We start from the raw sequence: 19,038 nt of genomic DNA, 5'->3' as shown, positions 1-19,038 counted from the left end.
CCCTTATTGAAAATGCAACGAGATGTTAAAAAAGATGTTGGGTTATCTTCTCAAGGTAAAATGTCCTTTTACTTCAAATGAAATATTGTTTCGTTGAACATTTGCAACATACCAATAATCGCTAGTAGGCATTTTTACACCATTATAATAGCCATCCCAACCAGGTGTATTAGAGGTTAGCCTTTTGATAAATTTACCATAACGGTCAAAAATATCAATAGTAGTTCCTGGTAAGGTTTCTACACCAACGATATGCCAAGTATCAAAAGCTCCATCGTTATTAGGGGTGAAGAACTTAGGAATATCTACCACTAAAACTTCTTTAGTAACATTAGAACAACCGTTTAAATCTATAATTGTTACTGTATGATAACCCATTGCCACGTTATAAAAAACATTAGATTCCTGTGGCTCCAAATCGTCTAGTTGATAAAGATAATCACCAATACCGCTTATCGTAACAGTGATATTATTTGGGTCAGAGAAATCTAAAATTTCAGTAACTTCAATACTCGCAGATTCAGATTCTGTAACTCCAAAAACCCTAGTGTTCTCACATCCAAACTCACTAGTTACAGTAACCCAATAAGAACCTATTTCTGTGATTTCTATTTCTGGTGTTGTTTGTCCTGTAGACCATAAATAGGTGTCATTTGGATTATTTGTATTTGCAGAAACCAATAACGGTAAGTTATCTAAACAAATAACTTGATCCTCTATATCTATTACTGGAAGTGGATTAACAAAGACCGAGAATTGTGATATATCGTAACACCCCGTCATGTTGTTTTCAACTCTAGCATAAATAACTTCTGTGTCAAACGCCATATAATTAGTCTCTAAAGCAGAGTTTGCTTCTTGAGCTTGCAATTCACTATTATGATATGTTACAGTATAATTACTTGAACTTTGAGACCCTAATATGTCAGCGTCTTGTTGAGATAGATCAAACTCTAAAATACCATCAAAATTATCATCACAGTCAATTAAGTCATTGGCTTGGTTTGCAATCGGTAATGGATTTACAACTAAATCAAATTCATAATAAGTAGAACAGTGAGTTGTACTGTATTCAGTTCTTACAAATAAGGTTTCTTGATTTGAAGAGTAAGTGTAATTTGTATCTAAAGCATTTTCATTTGCTATGGCATCTGCTTCGGTAGCAAAGTAGCTATATAAAACATTAAAATTAGTATCCCTTGCTATCTCGTTAATCTCAGATAAATCAACTGTATTGCTTTCATTTTCACAAACATTGTAAACTTCGAAATCATTGATTAATGGTGGTTGATTTACAACTAGTTCAATAGGTAAGGTAATATAACAATTAGATACCGTATTTGTAACTTTAAAGAAAACCGTCTGAGGGTTTGATGTGTTGTTAAAACTTTCAGGGTTAGTGATTTCATTTACATTAGCTTCAGAATCTTCCCAAGTTAAATAATAGTCAATAACAATATCTTCTTGTCTAACATCTAAAATATTAGTTTCAGCTTGAGTAATATCAAAAGTTAAAACACCGTCAGTATCATCGTCACATTCAACTATTGGCTCTGGAGCAGTTACTTCAGGAACTAAAATAACATTGATAACGAATGAAGTTATAGAATTACAAATTGTACCATTATCTATTTGGACGTATATTTCTTGAGGGTTTACCGTATTTGTAAACTCTGTTGGAAGTGCGTTTGTACTATTTCTAGCATCTTCTTCAGTAGCATAAAATGTTACATTTTGAATGTCTGGAATTCCTTGAGAAACTTCAGCAATTTTCGAAGAAAGGTCAAATGTTTCAGAACCATCATTTGAAAAATCATCACAAACAAATATGTCTGTTGGTTCGTTATATAGTGGGTTTGTACCTACTTCAATAGTAAATGAAGATGTTGTGTAACAAGATTCGTCAGAGATGTTATCTATTCTTACATATATCTGTTGTGGGTTGCTAACATTCTCGTAAACACTAGTTTTGTCAATAGCATTCACTTTATTGTCTGCATCGGCTTGCGTAAGATAGTAAGACACCTCTTTTCCTGTTTGCCCATCTAGAGCCTCGTCATCTTTAAGTTCAAAAACAAATTCTCCGATACCGTCGGTTTCGTCTTCACAGAAATTATATTCGTTTACATAGTTAGATAAATCACCAATATAAGGTAATGTGTTTACGATAATACTAAGTTCTTCTGTAGTGTGACAACCTGTAATAGTATTTTCTATACGCATATAAACAATCTCGGTTTGTGCATTATAATTAGATGTGTTAGATATAACATTTGCAGCTGTGTCAGCATCTTCTTGCGTGTTATAGAATGTAACATTTCTGTCCGGAGTAGAAAGAATAGAATTTGGTATACTATTAAACAAATTCACAATAGAAAATCCATCCATGTCCGCGTCACATATAATTATTTCTTCTGGTGATTCTCCAAGAGGTGCAGGTAAAACGGTAACCTCAAATGAGTTTACTGAAGAACAATTTGTTTGAGGAAGCCTTATCCTTGGATAAAGTGTAAATGTAGATGATTCATTAGTGTAAGAACCTTGTATAGCATTTTGATTATTAAGTGCATCTTCTTCTGTTAAAAAGTATTTTACCTGAAAACCATTTTGACCATCAGTTATAATATCATTGAACTGAGTTAAATCAATAGTTGTAATTCCGTCTTGATCTTCATCACAAACAGTTAAGTTACCTACGGATTCAAACTCAATGATAGGAAATAATACTAATTCTATTTCAGCATCTTCACTACAAGTTGAATTTTCTAGAGTAATATATATAGTCTGAGGATTTGATAAATTAGTGTACGGTGAAGAAGTATCAATAGCATTTACTTGATTGGCTCTGTCCGTTTCAGACTCATAATATGTGATGGTAACATCTGGAACATTATTAATTATCCCAACCGAAATATTTTCAAAATCAAACTCTTCTACACCATCATCTCCTTCGTCACAAGCATTAACATCTCTAATGTTTGTAGCAGTCAATAATAAATTTGTATGAATTTCAAATGAAGCAATTGAAGGACAACCAGTAGCGTTGCTTACAACTCTTACGTATAGTGTTTGTTCTTCAGTATCTACGTTTTGATAGTTGTTTTCATCAGCAATGGGATTAGCTCCTGAAAGCGCGTCTTCTTCAGAAGTGTGAAAAGTTACTGTTACACCTGTTACACCTTGTAGAACATCTGGCGTAATAGAAGTAAGATCAAAACTAGCAAAGCCGTCATGGTCTACATCACAGGCATCAATGTATAAATCTTCAGTATTAATATCAGGGTTTTCTAATACCGTTATGCTTAAGCTTGTTGTACTATTACAGCCAGTTTCAGGGTCTTCTACACTAACGAACAGTTGCTCATTTGCGTTAGTATTAACGTAAGGCATAGGGATAGCGTTTGTGCCAGCTTCAGCGTCCGATGCACTTGTGTGGTATGTAACGATAAGATTTGTTTGTCCATTTGTTATCTCGTCATCTTTCAGAGAGTTTAAGTCAATCGAAGCGGTACCACTTGATTCTTGGCCACTACATATTTCTAAAGGTGTAGGATCTGTTATAGAAGGTAAAGGATTAACTACTAAATCTATAAATGAATACGCTAAACAGCCATTGTCAATATCTTCAATTCTGACATGGATAGTTTGTGGACTTGAGGTATTTTGTATTGGTGCTGTTATAGGGTTTACATTGTTTAAAGCATCAAGGCTAGTGTAGTGGTATGAAAATGTATAATTTGAAGCAGGAACAGATGCCAAAACTTCAGAATCTTTGGTCGATAAGTCAAAAAATTCTACACCATCAGCGCTACTGTCATCACATAAAACATAATCATCTATAGGTTCTGCAGTTTGTGTAGAACTTAAACTAATATTCACTTCATCTTCAATAACACAAGAAGATCCAGCTAAAGGAATTTCTACTTCTATTCTATAAGTACCAGATAGTACTGCTGTATAATCGGGTAGAGTAGCAGAAGGAATTAAAACATCGTTTAAATACCAAGAGTATGTTGCATCAGGGTTTTGGATATCTCCATTTAAGTCTGCACTTGTAGCACAAGTTGTAATGTCTTCTCCTAAATTAACAGAAGCATTAAAACTATTACCTTCTATAAATACAGCTGAGTCATAGTTTTCATCATTTTGATCTGCTATAACCAACTTAATTTGGTATTGTACATTTGGTTGTATAGATGCTGTAGCAGACATTACTGTTGTTCTACCATTATAGTTGGTGTCACCCAAGTTATAACCTTCAAAGTACTCACCATTAGAAGCTTCACAAAATCCTATAATATCATCATGAACAGTATTGGTATTTACTGGAGTTGAAGTTCCTGGTACTAAAGCGATATTGGTATAAGGATCTGAAGATCCTGCTTCACGTATTAAAAAAGCGAAACCATCAGAATAATTACAAGGGAAATTTCCGTAATATTCTTCTGAGGCCAAAATGTAGTTAAATTGAATTTGATTTGAAATGGAAACAAAATTAAACTCTATAGATGTAGCATTTAATGTTCCTGAAATTCCAAGAGCAGTTTCTAAATCTGCATCTGTGGTCCAAGTATCATCACCATCGTTAAGAACTGTATTGTTAAGACCGTTTCCAGCTGCGTAAGCATTTCCTGTTGTTAATACAATACCATTTTCGAAAGGAAAGTTTGACGATCCTTTTTCAAAGTAGCCAAAGCTACCTAGACCAATAGAACTTCCATTATAAGGAGACGAAATGTCTGAGACTTCGACACAACCTTGTATTAATGTATTTTGAATTAAATCTTGAGCAGTTACTGTGTTGTCAACAGTGATTTGCTGAGAGAACAAAGCGCTGCTAAAAATGCATAAAAATAAGCAGAGGGAACGGTTAACGTATTTCATTAGTAGGTTAAGTTTTTAATACTTAGGTTAGTATAGTTTTGGGTCTGACACTAACACGTACTTAGTTTAGGGGCGAAAAGTAAAGGTGTTTATGATGAAATGCAAAAAAACAAGATGAAATACGCTAAACATTAACATAATGAAAGAAAAAACCTACCTTAAAATCAAAAAAGACCCCATTTTGAGGTCTTTTTCATCCCAAATTGAATTCTAAGACTTAGGTAAAAAATACCGAAAGCCCCTTAACCTGAAACTCAATATTTTAATATTTTCTATGTGGTTTTTTAATTAACCTAACTAAACCAAGGTTTAATAGCCAAATGGCTAATGAGGGAGAGTTTTATTTATAGAGGGAGAATGTCATAGGCATACTATAACGAAAGTAAAGCTAACTAGAGAATGTCAAAACAACAAAAAAATAAGATGAATGGACTAAAATTTTAACATATTTAATAATTTACATATACCCAACCTACAAATGGTCTGTAATTCGGGTCGTTTAAATTTAAGATATAAAAGTAAGTACCAACAGGTACTATATTACCGTGGTTACCCAACCCTTTATTAATTTCTCCTTGCCATGGTTTGTCATTGTTTCCTGAGAAAATAATATCACCATACCTGTTATAAATTTCTAATTGATGTTCTGTAAATACGTCATAGAGCCCTTGAATATTAAACCAATCGTTATAGCTGTCATTATTTGGTGAGAAACCTTCTGGAATTAATGGAGGACAATTTTCAATAGTTAGATTAAACTGAAAAATCTCGTAGCAAGGAGCACTTTCTAATCTTACATAAATGGTTTGAGGATTAGTTGTGTTATTAAAATTACTCGGGATTAAAATTTCATTATTATAATCCTCCAAATCCTCAATAGATTGGTAAAAAGTAATGTCTTCATTAGAAAAGTCAATACTTGTTATAGCTTCAAATAGATTATATGTTGAAGTTTCAAAACCTTCATTACAACCTATAAGGTTAGGAAGTGTAATTATATCTGGTATTGTCAATAACTCAATGTTCACAATATCAGTGTTGTTATTTTCATTAGTTTCTGTAATAACTCCTGACATGGTTCCGTCATCATCTACTGCTGCTACAATTGTTAGGTTAGGGTTAGTGTTTTCAGGAATGGTTACACTAACAGAATTACTTTCACTTCCATTGATTGGAATTTCATTGATAGTAGCCGATTGACCGATTAAAATTCCATCTACATAAAAGGAAATAGGTGTATTTGCTGGTAGTGCATCAGTACTATTAAAATTATTAATTGTAAAAGAGAGCTGAACAGTATTGTCACCACAATCAACACTATAATTGTCAACAATAATAGTAGCATCTGGTAATTGACTGTTTAGTACTGTTATAATATTATTAATCATTACGAAATCTTGACCAGATGTTAATGTTATGCTTGCAGAAGTGTCACCAATATTGATGTTGTTTTGAATATTATAAACATCAATATCCATGTTATATAAGTCAGTAGCACCTGTAAAACTATTTGTTCCATTAAAAGCATTATTAGCTGGATTTAATGGGAAATTACTAATAACATTACCATTTATGGCTAATTGTTCGTTTACAGCTAAGGAACTATCTCCTTCCCAAGCTATAAAACCTATCTTGGCATTTTCATTATCAAGAACATTAAGGTTATCTAAAGTAATACTTAGAAATGTAGGGACACTTTGCAGACCATCATAAACATTCAATTGATTTAAGGGTAAGCTTGTGTCTTCATAGATGATGGTCATTGCCCAGCCTCCAAAATTTGTTCCGGTATCACAATAAGATGAATTTAGAACAGCAGTTAAATCAAAATCTGATACAGTATAGTTTGTGTTTCCTTGATCTAAAATTATATCTGTAACATCTGCAAATGCAGCAAAAAATACACGAGCACTATCAAGAGCGTCATTAAATGTGCGTTCAGCAGTTACAGATTCACCGTTTAATGTAATATCAAAGTCACCATTTCCTGAACCTGCCCAATAAAGGAAAGCGGCAACAACATTCTGATTACTATTTAAGCTGAGTGAAGCAGAAGAAGATGTTAATATAGTGCATGGTCCGTTGGTACCATTTTCAGTTGTATTTAGAGTATTACCAATAGCATGGTAATCATATCTTCCGTTAAATTGTTGAAATAACGAAATATCCTGAGCTGATGACTGAAAAAAAAGACCAAATAGTAAGAGAAACTGTATGTACTTGATTTTTTTCAATGGGTTGGTTTAGATGAAGTCTAAATTACAATTTTTGCTTAGCGCTTCAAAGCAAAATGACTTGTAAAAGTTCTGCCATCCTCTAGAGTTACCTTAAACCAATAGTCATTGCTAGGCATTTTTTTACCGTTGTACATTCCGTCCCATCCAGGTCCTAAAGGATCTAATTGGGTAAGAAGCTTACCGTAACGGTCAAAGATATAAATTATTGAATTTTGTTGGAACTGATTAGAAATCCCATAGACTTGCCAAAAATCGTTTATAGTATCGTTGTTTGGTGTAAAAAACTTAGGAAATCCAATTACCGAGACGAGTTCTTCGGCAATACCACAGTTATTTTTATCTCTAACAAAAACTGTATAAAAACCAGGTTCTACGTTTTCAAAAATAGGACTGTCTTGATAAGGTCCGTTTACATTATCAAGGGCATATTCGTAATCTCCTTCACCAGTAACAAACACTGATATAGAATTATTTGAAGAGGCATCAACGATTTCTATGTTTTCAATAGTGGCAATGTTAGAGGGTAGTACATTAATAGTTCTATCTTTAAAACAACCATTTGTATTTGTTACTCTAACAGTATAAGTACCTGTTTCATTAACTTCGATAGTTGAAGTATTTTCACCTGTAGACCATGAGTAAAGATAATTGTTAGCCAGATCTTCTTGAATGCCTCCGTCTAAAACAATAGTTTCAGGGAAAAAATTGAGACAGTAAAGTGTTTCGTTTTCTGTTTCAATATTAGGAAGCTCAAAAACTCGAAGTTCTATTTCACTAATGCCAAAACAAGCATTGGCATTTTCAACACGAGCATATATAGTCTGGTTATAAGCTATAGAATTGGTAAAAGAAGAAGTTAAAGGGAAGGTTTCGAGCAGTGCATCCTCATAAGTTTCGTAATATTGAAGATCTAGTCCAACGGGAGCACCAGCCAGAACAATAGCGTCGGATTGCGAAAGATCAAAGTTCATAAAACCATCTTCAGTGCCATCGGTATCACAGAGTTCTAGAGTAGCATTGTTAATTGAAGTAGTACTGATTTCCAAAGAAATTTCACTAAAATTAACACAATCGGTAGTAGTGTTGGTTACTCTAGTATAAATTATTTGTGGGGTGAAAAAGTTATCGAAAGCTTCTGGGTTGGTCAATTCGTTAATATCATTTTGTGCATTGTCTTCCGATAGATAATATTTAACTTCTGAATTTGTGTTACCATTTGTCACTTCTTCTTCATGAGCCAAAATATTGAATGTAGTAAAGCCTTCTGGAATACCATCTTCATCACATTGAATTATTGATATATCATTAGCTATAGGCGCATCATTAATAGTAATTTCAAAGCTTTGGGTGCTGTAGCAATCAGTACTTTCTGAATTTTCTATTCTAACAACTATTGTATCGTTAAAAGGGGAGGATGTATTGGTATAACTCAAAGGAAGTGAAGATATATTATCATCTGCATCTTCCTGTGAACTGTGAAAACTAACTTCTGCATTTTCTTGGCTTCCTGCAATTGCTGGAATAAGAACATTTAAATCTATTGTAGCAATACCGTCCATGGCATCACCTTCATTATCACAGAATTCAATATCATTCAATTGTACAATTTGTGGTGTACTATAAACTTCAAGTTGAAAACTGTTAACATCAAAACAGTTGGTGTTTTCTACATTATCAACCCTTACATATATAGTCTGTGGGTTTTCAATATTGGTGTAAGGAAAAACAATTTCATTTTCTAAATTATTGGCATCATCAAGACTTTCAAAATAACGAACATTATGTTCGGCAGGATCTTGACTTAATAAAGCTTCGGAATTTTTAGAAGAAAAATCGAACGTAGAAATACCGTCATGTATGTCACCATCACAAACATTAACATTGGCTAAATTATTTGCTACAGGTATTTCATAGACACCAACAACTGCACTTCCTATAATTGGACAATCCCCATTGTTAGGCTCAATGTAGACTTCATAAAATCCAGGTGTATCAACAAATAATTCGTGAGAGTCCTCAGCTAATGGATTACCATCAAATGTCCAAAAATAATCTGCAGTTGCTATGTCATCTGCTTGAAGTGTGTAGCTGTCTCCAGTACAAAGTCGAAGCTCAGTTGTGCTTAAATCATTTCTGATGATATCAATCTCAGAATTAAATAAAGATTGAATGAAGGGAGGTAGACCTATCTGACTTAAATTTTGGTTAAGCCCAGTAACATCTAACAGAATGCCCTGCGCATCATAGTTTGCAGCAGTTCCATTAGCTTCAGGATTATGAATGATTCCTAAAAATCGATTAGATCCGTCTGCAGCTGTAAAACTTAGTTGAGCTCTATATATTTTCCTATCTGCTGCAAGTTGAAGCGCACCAGCACTAGTGGTGCTAGAACTATGAATAATTTGCATAGAAGAAGGAATGTCGCTACTCTCTAAATCCCATTGTACAACTTGGCTCGCACCATTTCCAGCTGCTCCTAATCCTATTGTAGCGTAAGCTTTTCTATTTTCAGCAGAAAATTCTACACCGTACGGACTATCGCCATTTGCAGTACCATAGAGTTCTATACCATTAGAAACAATTCCAGTACTGTTATCAAAATCATATAAGTGAACACTTCCGGCAGCATCACCTGCAGTTACAGTAGCTTCACCCATATGAGCAACAATTATTTTTGATCCATCAGGAGAAGCTTTAAGATACCCTAAAGCATTGCGACGGTATCCAGAAATAGGAATATTTGGTGCAACAGTTGAAATTACTGGATTAGGATCTACACCATTAGCATCTATTTTAAAAGCATAAAATGAACTGGTAAAATGTGTAATCACCCAGAAAGAAGAACAATCTTCTGCCCTAACAGCTGTGATTTTTTCGGCACATTTAAACTTTACTTCTTCAGGGTTAGTTGTATCATAAGTTACTAAATGGACATTTTTTTCTATAGGATCTACATCTCCTAGACCACCGTTTAGCGTCATATCCACTAAAGAATAATTAAAGCCATTGTTGAAGCCGTCATCTTGACTGGGAACGGACCCACCACTATCATAAAATCCAGTGAACTGATTTGGATGAACAGCTGCATTTTGATGATGAGGCTCGTCAACAGTAAAAATGTAATATTTTGTTGGGTCGTCTGGTTTTGGGACTATAAGCCCAGAAGACGTACTTGATGGATCGCCTAGTAAACCAGTTCCACCAAAATAATTTCCGTTAGCCATAATTTGATGATTGCGATTCCAAACAGTTCTACCATCTGTATAAAGCATTAAATCACCATTAGCATCAGATATGGAAGTACAACCTTCTAGAGTACTTATTTGCCCATCGGTTAAAGCAGTAACATTACCTGTGTCAGCATCAAATCGTAAACCTGCATTTTGTCCAAAATACCAATAAGCGGCTTCATTCTGCGCAAAAATAGGGGTACAAATAATAAGTGAAAGAAGCGTAAAGTATATCTTTTTCATAACGATTTTGGCTAATAGCAAACACATTTGTTTAGCTATATAACAACTAAAACTTGAAAATTCCTCAGTTAATGTTGTAAGAAAATAGCAATCGCTTTAAAGATATTATAAATCTCGCTTTTTTAATAATCTGTACGATAAAAAGATAAATATAGCAGTCCAACCAAGTACGATAGCTATTTCGTACCAATGCACGGCATAATCATAAGCAATATCTGTTTTTTCAGGAAACTTAGTCATTATAATTCGCTGTATAGGTTGGTCTATTAGCTTGTACATCGATTCTAATGGCATAAAGTTTTTTACTTGAAAAGCTTTATCTGCGCTATCAAAAATTTCGTAAGCTCCCCAAAATACTAGCCATTCAACAATATATAATACAAACAGGAATGCTAATGCAAAAGCAGAGCGTTTTAATAACATTCCAAAAAATAGACATAAACTGAAAAAGCCTACTAACTTCATAAAATAGGCTAATAAAAACTCAACTTCCCTGAAAATAATTGAAGCTTCTGTATAACTTGAATAGTAAAGTCCGATTAAAAATGTAGCTATTCCGATAAGAAGTGTAGCACATATTGAAAAGAAAACAATCGTATAAAACTTAGATAGAATAAATTCTTTTTTGCTTAAGCCGTCAATAAGATTCTGTTTAAGAGTTTTGTTACTGTACTCATTACCAATCATACTTACTACTACAATGGCAAAGAAAAATTTAAAATATGAAGCGAAAAATGTAGTTATATGCCAAATTATTGGAAAATTAAAAATTCCAAGTTCTCCTAATTCTAAAGTGAAAAAACCGAAAAAGTTAATTTTTATAGAGGATAATACTAAAACTGTAAATGGTAAAATAAATGATATAAAAATCAGGACTTTACTTGTGCGGTTAAGCCAAAGTTTTTGTAATTCTAATTGTATAAGACGTAACATAATTGGATTGGATTGGTAATTCTGAAATTACTAGAATTATTGTTTTTGATTGATTTTAGTTAAGGTTGTCGGTAAGTTGTAAAAACTGTTCCTCTAAGCTTTCTTTTCGTTTTACAAGATGTGAAAGCACAATGCCCTTTTCAAACATCAACCTATTAAATTCTGAAGCAGACATTGGTTCGTTTAAAAATGCTGTTATGAGTTCACCTTCTACTTTTATTTTTCCGAAATCTGAATTATCCTCTAATAATTTAAGGAGCTCATCATGTTTTTCAGTTTTTAATTCAAAGAAACCATAACTGTTTATCATCTCGTCAACACGGCCAGAATACAGTTTTTCACCTTTTCGTAAAACCACAACATGAGAACATACTTTTTCAACTTCATCTAATAAATGAGAGGCTAAAAGTATGGTAGTGCCGTCTGCAGCAATATCCTTAATAATCTGGCGAATTTGATGAATACCCTGAGGGTCTAGACCATTAGTAGGTTCATCCAAAATTAAAATTTCAGGATCATTAAGTAGAGCAGAGGCAATGGCTAAACGTTGCTTCATACCAAGAGAATAGGTTTTAAACTTATGGTCTTTTCGGTCTAATAGACCAACAACTTCTAATTTTTCAGCAATTTTACTATGGTCAACTCCTTTTATCTTACAAACGAGTTTTAGGTTTTGCTCGGCTGTCATGTAAGGGTAAAAGTTTGGGCGTTCTATAATAGCACCAACACGTTTTAAAGCATCATGCGTAGTGGTATTACCATCAAACCAATGGAAGTTTCCGTTTGTTTTGTTAACGACATTAAGTACAATACCCAAAGTTGTGGATTTACCACTGCCATTAGGTCCCAAAATGCCATAGACATTACCTTTGTTAATGGTGAAACTTAGGTCTTTTACGGCTGTTAAATAGCCGAATTTTTTCGTAAGGTTATTGATTGTAAGGATTGGCTCCAAAATAAAAATAGATTGATTAGTTAAAAATATGACGAACTAATTCTGTTATTGTTACATCATAAAAGTAGAAAAGATTATTTTAGATATGAATTTACTGTTATGGAAGATTTAAAAATTTCAAAAAAGAAGCCTTCTTATCCAATAAGCGAAAGGCTGCATAACTATCTACAAGTCTATAATAGAAACATTAGACTGCCAATATTTTATGATGATTTATTGCGTTTTCAAGGGTCTGTTGTGGTTTATGATAAAAATGATGAGGATACACTTTGGGTTAGGGTTTATTATAACGAATTTGAACGTGAAGAAATCGATTTAAGCCTAAAACGTGTCTATTCCATTTTAATATCAGATGGTAACGAGCATATTTTTAAATACCTTAGTGTTGATGCCATTGATTACTGTACGTTCGGAAATTCAAAACCTTTCCGTGTAAAAGTTAGGAATATTCTGAATGACAACTACACCTATTTTTATGTAAAAAAAGCTGATGCCTCACGTGTATATGGGTTGGAGTTGGAGCATATGTTATCTCCTTATAATCTTAACTTTTTGGTGTATAAGGATACTTTAATAGAAGAACATATTGCTGGGATTCCTGGTGATGAGTTTATAAAGAATATGTTGCCAGAGTGCAGTCCTTCAGAAAAATCTCAAATTGCCAAAGAGTTTGTGAAGTTTAATGAGCGTTGTATGATTAGACTTTTGGGAGATATGCGATCTTACAACTACGTGATTGTGCCAACACACGATTTTGACCATGTGGTTTTTAAAATTCGGGCGATAGATTTTGACCAACAGAGTTATGAAGGAAAGCTTAAAATATATCGACCTCAATTTTTTAAGGAAAACTTTAAAATGGTTGAGCTAGTGCGTGAAAAGATTCAAAAAGAATCCATAGATCAGTATAAAATAGAGGAACGCTCTATTGTAGCACGTCGTATGATAAGTTATCATGATAGGATTACAGAGTTAATAGATTGTATGGAAGATGACGTTATTTCTATACCAAAACATATAGAAATGCTGAAGGAAGAAATTTATAATTATACTAACGATCTTGAATTCAGACGTAGTAAGAATATGGGAGCGGTACTAAAAAATGCCTTAGATTTCGTGAGACGAAATTACCAAGGCATTAATATGAAAAATTTCTTTTAGTTTCTAGTTAGTTCCAGTTTTCATCAAAATCTAAACTATCGTAGTCATCGATATCTAGATCGTCATCAAACTCATTGAAGGCATCATCATCTTCAGCTTCAAAAGATTTATCTGGAGCTTCATCAGGAATTTGTCCGTGTACAAACATTAGGTTTGGGTAGTCTGTACCTTGCGCTTCTTCTACAATTTCAGCAAGTTCAACATAAAATGTCCACATACTTAAAAAATCGTAAACGTATATCAATTTAGGTGAAGCTTCATGCACAATATCTTTAATGATGGTTTCATTCATCATTTTTACTTCATTTCCAGCTTCACTCATGTCCATCATAGCGATTTCCTCACCTTGATTCCATTCGTCATCACTTATATAAAAAGAAGCCATTTCCATACCATCAAAACCAAAAGATTGAGTAATGATGTTGTGAAGGTCTTCCATTGTATCGGTTTCACGGATTTCTAAATCACGAAAAACGTCGTCTTCTGTATCGTTATCTAGTATAACTCTAAATCTGTATATCATGCTGCAAATTTAATTGAAATTTGATTATTTAGAAAAACGATGTAATGTAAATGTCATTAAACTTAATAAAACAAAAGCACCAACCTGATGGGCTACTCCAAGCCAAACAGGTACGGCTAATAGAATAGTTAAAACTCCTAGTAAAAACTGAACACCAACCATTATCATTAAACCGTTTACTCCTTTGTTTTGCAGAGGTGTTAAAGTTGTTTTTTTGGCTTTGTAATAAATTGCAAGAACAAAAATAACTACCACATAAGCTAAAGTTCTGTGTACAAACTGCACACCACTTTTGCCCTCAACAAAATTGAGATAAGTTGGCGTGTGTTCTGTGTAAACGGTTTCGTGCATCAGTTTACCTTCGTTCATAAATGGCCAATGGTTATGAATCCAACCAGCATCTAAACCAGCAACAAAAGCACCATAAATAATCTGTAAAACAAGAACTACGAGACCAATTCTTATAAAGTTTCTGAGTTTTTTATCTATACTCTTTTTATTTGGAAACATTAAATCCAATGCGACCCAAAACGTGTAAGCGAAAGTTAAAAACGCTGTGGTAAGATGCGCGGCCAATCTAAAATGACTTACATCTGGTCTGTCAACTAATCCGCTTTTTACCATATACCACCCTAAAAAACCTTGGAAACCACCCATTATTAGTAAGATGATAGATTTTTTGATCGTGGCTTTAGTAAGCTGTTTTCGTATTAAGAAGTATAAAAAAGGAAGTATAAAAACTAAACCAATAAAACGACCAATAACACGATGGATCCATTCCCAAAAATAAATATCCTTAAAATCCTCTAATGTGAAATGGTTATTCAACTTTTGATATTCAGGGTATTGTTTATATAGCTCAAAGGCTTCTTGCCACTCTAGGTCATTCATTGGAGGAATTGTTCCTGAGATAAGTTTGTAGTTAGAAATAGAAAGCCCAGAATGTGTAAGTCTAGTAATGCCTCCTACAATAACCATAATAAAAATTAAAATACAACCTGTAAGTAGCCAATATATAACGGCTTTATTGTCTTTTTTCATTAGCCTTTCTTATGAATTTTATATATCCTTGATAGATAAACCCAGTTTTTTTCCCTTATCTAGCATCAACTGATAAGCGGCTTCGTGTTCATTTGGTATTTCACCTTCAAGAATAGCCTCTTTAATGGCTTCTTTTATAATTCCAATTTCTTTAGAAGGTTTGAGATTGAAAGTTTTCATAATCTCTTCACCAGAAACAGGAGGTTGAAAATTACGTACTTTATCACGTTCTTCTACTTCAACAATTTTATCTCTTACGAGTTTAAAGTTGTTATGGTATTTCTTGAATTTTTTAGGGTTTTTTGTAGTAATATCAGCTTCACATAGTGTCATTAAATCTTCTACATTATCACCAGCATCAAAGACCAAACGACGAACAGCAGAATCTGTAACTTCAGTTGCTAAAACAATTGGTCTAGAACTCATAAGTACCATTTTCTGAACAAACTTCATTTTGTCATTCAATGGCATTTTTAATCTTTTGAAAAGCTTGTAAACCATTTTAGATCCAACGAATTCATGGCCATGAAAAGTCCAGCCTACTTTTTTGCTAAACTTCTTGGTAGGAGCTTTTCCAATATCATGAAGTAAGGCTGCCCAACGCAACCAAAGGTTGTCAGTGGTTTCACAAATATTGTCAACCACTTCAAGCGTATGGTAAAAATTATCTTTGTGACGTTGGCCTTCAACTTCATCAATACCTTTGAGTGCTATAAGTTCTGGAAGAATATAATCTAAAAGCCCTGTTTTTTCTAACAATAAAAAACCGATAGAAGGTTTTTGACTATCTAGAATTTTATTGATTTCGGTAACAATACGCTCTTTGGTGATAATTTTTATACGATCTTTATTATCTGCAATAGCTTTAAGAGACTGCTCTTCAATTTTGAAATTTAATTGCGTTGCAAAACGAATAGCACGCATCATTCTAAGAGGATCGTCACTATAGGTTATATCGGGATCTAAAGGTGTTCTTATAATACCTTTATCTAAATCAGCTATTCCATTAAAAGGATCTAATAGTTCACCAAAATTAGCTTTATTGAGGCTTAATGCTAAAGCGTTAATGGTAAAGTCACGACGATTTTGGTCGTCTTGTAGAGTTCCATTTTCAACAACAGGATTTCTACTATTTTCACGATAACTTTCTTTACGAGCACCTACAAATTCAACTTCAATATCATCATAACGCAACATTGCTGTACCATAGGTTTTAAATATTTGAACCTTAGGATTGGTTTCTATGTTTTTAGAAACTTGTTGCGCCAATTCAATACCACTGCCAACAGCAACCACATCTATATCTTTGGCATCTCCGCGCTCTAATAAATAATCGCGTACAAAGCCACCAATCACATAACAATCTAGCTGCAATTCTTCAGCAGATTGAGAAATGATTTTAAAAATTAGGTGTTTTAGAGCTGTTTTGTGTGTCATACTTTACCCACTAAAATGGTTTTGCAAAGATACAATTTAGGGCATGTATAATCAAAAGGATTTATGACAACTTAATTTTTAGATTATTAAAATTTATTTGATAGAATACTCTTATATAAAGTAAGGGTTTGAGCCACCATTTTTTCCTTTGTATAATTTTCGAGAATATCTTCTCTGGCTTTAACCGCGATTGGACTATAACTTTCTGGCGATTTAAAAATATAACTTATTAAAGTTATATAATCTTTCTTATGATGAGCTATAAGTCCATTCTCACCATGATTAATAATTTCTTTAAAAGCAGGAATATCAGAAGCAATAACAATTTTTTTCAATGACATAGCTTCCTCTATTGCAAGACTAAAATTTTCATTTAAAGAAGGGAAAACACAAATATTAGCTTCTTGAAGTAGGCTTGTTAGTTCTCTTGGGTTTTTTGGCCCGTAGTATGTGGTTTTCTTTAAAGCATTTGATGTGAGTACTTCTTTTGATAGGTGTTCCCAGTAATTTTGCCCTCTGCCAATGAGGTGAAGAGTTGCATCTGGGAAATTTAAAGAAATACTATTAAATACATCACATAAAATATCAACTCCTTTGGCTTTTGAAATTGTTCCAAAATAAAATATAGATTGTTTCTTTGTATCGAATTTCTTCTCATCTGGAGCAAAAAAACTAGAATCAATTCCATTATATATTACATTCTGAATGTTGATGTTGTAAATTTTCTTTACAGCATCTGCTGAGAATTTTGAAACAGCAATAAGGTGTTTTGTTTTTTTTAAAGCTATTTGTTCCATTTCAATTTTAAATTCATCTTTCTCAGCACCCAAATAATAATGCCAAAACCCTCTAGATCCATGAAATCTTAGAACTAAAGGCGTACTGTTATCCCAATATGCTGTATAACCGTTAAAAACAAAGGACTCAATAATATCAATATTGTTTTTTCTACAGTGGGTTTTTAACTTTTTGGCATAATACTTTCTTTCTTTGATGAGAAAATTCAGGTTAGCTTTTTTGTGTCCGAGCTTTGAAGCTGAAGATCTAATAAATTCGTTAAAACGAAATTGTTTAGAGTACTTTTTTATGAATTTAAAATGAATGCCTTTGTCTTTAAATTCTATAGGTTTTTTAGAAAAGCCATAAACAAAGATGTCATGTCCTTGCTTTGATAATGATTCGCTCATTATTTTTAAAAAAGAGCCTACACCACCAGAATTAGGTAATTTAGTATGTGAGTATTCATTAGTGAAAAACAGGATTTTCATACTTAATTTATTTCGTGCTTAGATAACTCATCATACATTTTCTTAGCAATAACTTTTTTGGTAAAGTTATCTAATAAATATTGATATCCTTTTTTGGTAAATTTATCTTGTAGGTTTTCGTTATGCATTAGTAAACTTACTTTTTCTGCAAAATCTTTGGGATTGCCTACCTTGGCTAAAAGACCGGTTTCGCCATCTACAATAACTTCAGAAATACCTCCAGCATCGGCAGCTACAATAGGAACTTTACAAGCATAAGATTCTAAAAGAACTCCTCCTGTAGGTTCATTATTTGAAGTGAATAAGAATAAATCAAATTCTGGTAAAATTTCAGGAACATCTCTTCTAAAACCTGTAAAAATAATGTGTTCTGTTAGGTCTTTTTCTTCTACATAATTCTTGATGTCTTGCTCCATACTGCCTTTACCAACAAGTATATATTTGGCTTTAATAGCATTTTCTTTAACTAAAATTTCAACAGTATCTACCCAAGTATAATGATCTTTGAAACCTGTGAATTCGGCAATATTCCCAATTATTTTATAGTCTTTTGGAATGTTGAATTCTTCATGTAAAATTCCGGTGCCTTCTTGCTTTTTAAATTTATTTACATCAGTAACACTACCAATTACGGTGAATTTATTATGATCTTTTACTGCAAATTTTAAAGATTCTATAACAGGTTGAGAGACACAAATAATTTTTTTTATGCCTTTGTAATTGTATTTCCACTTTCTGAAAAAATTGGTATCTACTCGTTTTATTAGTGTTCTACAAAGTACAAGAGGTACTTTCATTCCGAATAAAAAATGTGCTAAAACCGCTATAGTATGTGCTTTACTGCTATGAATGAAAATTACCGAAGCTTGTTTTTCTTCGGCTAACTTTTTAAATTCTTTTGCGTAAGATAAACTGTATTCAGATTTGTATTCAAAAGGAATTACTTGCATGCCTTTTTCTGTTGCAATGCGTTCTACTTCCGAGCCTATAGGGCAAACAATCCATTGGTCTTCCACATAACCTTCTGCTTTAAAAGCTTCATATAAATAAATGATTTTTTGTTCGTGACCACGCCAACCATTAGAGGCTGTAAATTGTATTAACCGCATTTAAATTGTTTTTAGCA

General features: G+C 33.1%; 11 protein-coding genes. 1 reads left to right on the top strand and 10 read right to left on the bottom strand.

Annotated elements, in window-relative coordinates:
- Window positions 1-42: 42 nt before the first annotated feature.
- From QGM60_RS00355 to QGM60_RS00335, 5 genes are all read right to left on the bottom strand, one after another.
- Window positions 43-4,884 (bottom strand): choice-of-anchor L domain-containing protein, encoded by a 4,842-nt coding sequence (locus QGM60_RS00355; protein ID WP_281138200.1) that lies wholly within the window; start codon window positions 4,882-4,884, stop codon window positions 43-45.
- Between the two features lie 449 nt (window positions 4,885-5,333).
- The gene (locus QGM60_RS00350; protein WP_281138199.1) at window positions 5,334-7,118 is read right to left on the bottom strand and encodes a gliding motility-associated C-terminal domain-containing protein; all 1,785 of its coding nucleotides are present in this window, start codon (window positions 7,116-7,118) and stop codon (window positions 5,334-5,336) included.
- A 38-nt stretch (window positions 7,119-7,156) separates the two neighbouring features.
- Complete coding sequence (locus QGM60_RS00345; RefSeq protein ID WP_281138198.1) at window positions 7,157-10,594, bottom strand: T9SS type B sorting domain-containing protein; 3,438 nt, start codon at window positions 10,592-10,594, stop codon at window positions 7,157-7,159.
- Window positions 10,595-10,699: 105 nt separating this feature from the next.
- Window positions 10,700-11,527 carry an ABC transporter permease subunit gene (locus QGM60_RS00340; protein ID WP_281138197.1) on the bottom strand — a complete coding sequence of 276 codons (828 nt, stop codon included), beginning with the start codon at window positions 11,525-11,527 and terminating at the stop codon, window positions 10,700-10,702.
- A 55-nt stretch (window positions 11,528-11,582) separates the two neighbouring features.
- Window positions 11,583-12,482 (bottom strand): ATP-binding cassette domain-containing protein, encoded by a 900-nt coding sequence (locus QGM60_RS00335; RefSeq protein WP_281138196.1) that lies wholly within the window; start codon window positions 12,480-12,482, stop codon window positions 11,583-11,585.
- Between the two features lie 99 nt (window positions 12,483-12,581).
- On the opposite strand from QGM60_RS00335, the gene QGM60_RS00330 reads away from it, so the two are divergent.
- On the top strand, window positions 12,582-13,643 hold the full coding sequence (locus QGM60_RS00330) for a hypothetical protein (RefSeq protein WP_281138195.1): 1,062 nt from the start codon (window positions 12,582-12,584) through the stop codon (window positions 13,641-13,643).
- A gap of 7 nt (window positions 13,644-13,650) precedes the next feature.
- Here QGM60_RS00330 and QGM60_RS00325 read toward each other — a convergent pair whose 3' ends face one another.
- The 5 genes from QGM60_RS00325 to QGM60_RS00305 form a co-directional block, all read right to left on the bottom strand.
- Window positions 13,651-14,166, bottom strand: coding sequence for a hypothetical protein (locus QGM60_RS00325; RefSeq protein WP_281138194.1), 516 nt, complete (start codon window positions 14,164-14,166; stop codon window positions 13,651-13,653).
- 24 nt (window positions 14,167-14,190) lie between these two features.
- The gene (locus QGM60_RS00320; RefSeq protein ID WP_281138192.1) at window positions 14,191-15,207 is read right to left on the bottom strand and encodes a COX15/CtaA family protein; all 1,017 of its coding nucleotides are present in this window, start codon (window positions 15,205-15,207) and stop codon (window positions 14,191-14,193) included.
- A gap of 18 nt (window positions 15,208-15,225) precedes the next feature.
- Window positions 15,226-16,644 (bottom strand): HD domain-containing protein, encoded by a 1,419-nt coding sequence (locus QGM60_RS00315; protein ID WP_281138190.1) that lies wholly within the window; start codon window positions 16,642-16,644, stop codon window positions 15,226-15,228.
- A gap of 86 nt (window positions 16,645-16,730) precedes the next feature.
- Window positions 16,731-17,912, bottom strand: a complete 1,182-nt coding sequence (locus QGM60_RS00310; RefSeq protein ID WP_281138189.1) for a glycosyltransferase family 4 protein — start codon at window positions 17,910-17,912, stop codon at window positions 16,731-16,733.
- Between the two features lie 2 nt (window positions 17,913-17,914).
- Entirely contained in the window at window positions 17,915-19,021 is a 1,107-nt protein-coding gene (locus QGM60_RS00305) for a glycosyltransferase family 4 protein (protein WP_281138188.1), read from the bottom strand.
- Window positions 19,022-19,038 lie beyond the last annotated feature (17 nt).

This window comes from Winogradskyella sp. SYSU M77433 (genome assembly GCF_029911945.1).
Taxonomy (GTDB): domain Bacteria; phylum Bacteroidota; class Bacteroidia; order Flavobacteriales; family Flavobacteriaceae; genus Winogradskyella.
This window is presented reverse-complemented; position numbering and strand designations above follow the sequence as displayed.